General features: G+C 73.3%; 1 protein-coding gene and 2 pseudogenes. All 3 read right to left on the reverse strand.

Annotation, left to right across the window (positions count from 1 at the left end; genetic code table 11):
* A pseudogene (locus AB8Z36_RS40200) lies at window positions 1-590 on the reverse strand (amidohydrolase); the annotation flags it as partial.
* 146 nt (window positions 591-736) lie between these two features.
* Window positions 737-1,084 carry a hypothetical protein gene (locus AB8Z36_RS40205; protein WP_369218302.1) on the reverse strand — a complete coding sequence of 116 codons (348 nt, stop codon included), beginning with the start codon at window positions 1,082-1,084 and terminating at the stop codon, window positions 737-739.
* Window positions 1,085-1,187: 103 nt separating this feature from the next.
* Window positions 1,188-1,286: pseudogene (locus AB8Z36_RS40210) on the reverse strand (heme o synthase); the annotation flags it as partial.

Raw genomic sequence — 1,286 nt, forward strand, 5'->3', positions numbered from 1 at the left:
CCGCCCACCTGCCGCCCGCCGAGCCAGCGCTCCACCGCGCCCCGCACCTCGCCGGGCCCCGGGGCCTTTGCCGTGAGGGCGCCCGGGTGGCGCACCCCGGCGACCGAGGTGAAGGCGACGGCTCCGGCGGCGGCGCCGTGCACGGACTCGGCGAGGTTGGCGAGGAAGGAGTCGGCGGTGCCCGAGGTGTCGGCGACCTGTTCGGCCAGGAGTTCCAGGCGGACGATCTCGCGGGCCTCCGCGTCCCCGGCGGACGCCATCTCGCCGGGCCCCGTCAGATCCCCCGGCAGCCCGGTGTCGACGAGATACGTGGTGATGCCGCTGCCCCGCAGCAGGCGCCGCCCGGACTCCAGGACGCCGAGGTCGCGGCGTCTGGCGAGATAGCGCGCGGGCGGGCAGTGCGGGTCGAGGCCGAGCAGCGGCGGGCACAGGCGGCGCACCGCGAAGCCGGTCTGGGTGTCGAAGAAGGTGGTGCCGGGGGCGGGCGGGCCCCCGCCCCGGCCGAGGTGGGCCTCGAAGGTGCCGAGGCCCAGCTCCGTACGGAGGACGCCATGGCAGTACTGGTCCACCAGGGACGGCGTTTCGATCATGCGGACTCCCGCTGGATGGACCTTGCTCCTACAGGTCCTAACGGGTGACACCGGCCTCTGGTGTTGCCTTGTTCCGGCCATGGCGTGCCGAACAGACACGCGGAACGGTCCCCCCGGCCACCCCGAGGGACGGTCTCGGCGGTCCCTCAGCCGTTCTTCGGTCCGCCGAGCTGGATGCCCGCCATGCGGGTCCACTCGTACGGGCCGGTCTCCACCTTCGCGGCGAAGTCCCCGTCGAAGTCCTCGTGGACGGTGATCCCGGCCTTCTCCACGGCGCTCTGGGCGACGGCGTAGGTCGGCGCCACCAGGTCGCCCCAGCCGCCGTCCTCGCCGACGAGGACGATGCGGGTGCCCTCGTGCCCGATGTAGGCGAGCTGCCCCTCGGCCCCGCCGTGCGCCCGCGCGAAGGCGCCGATCTCCTTGGCGAGCTTGGCCGCCCGGCGCTCGGCCCTGGCCGCCTTCTTGCTGTCCTCAACCTGCTCGGTCTCTGCCATGAGCAGGATGCTACCGACGGGTAGGTCAACGCGCGACGGGCGGGGCGCGTGGTGTACGACACCACGCGCCCCGCCCGTCGGGAAGAGCGAGGAGGCCAGGCCCTCAGCGCAGGAAGGGGTCGACCGCCACGGCCACGAAGAGCAGCGAGACATAGGTGATGGACCAGTGGAAGAGGCGCATCTCCTTGAGCTTGCCGCCGGT

It is taken from the genome of Streptomyces flavofungini, from assembly GCF_041028215.1.
GTDB classification, from domain to species: Bacteria; Actinomycetota; Actinomycetes; order Streptomycetales; family Streptomycetaceae; genus Streptomyces; species Streptomyces flavofungini_B.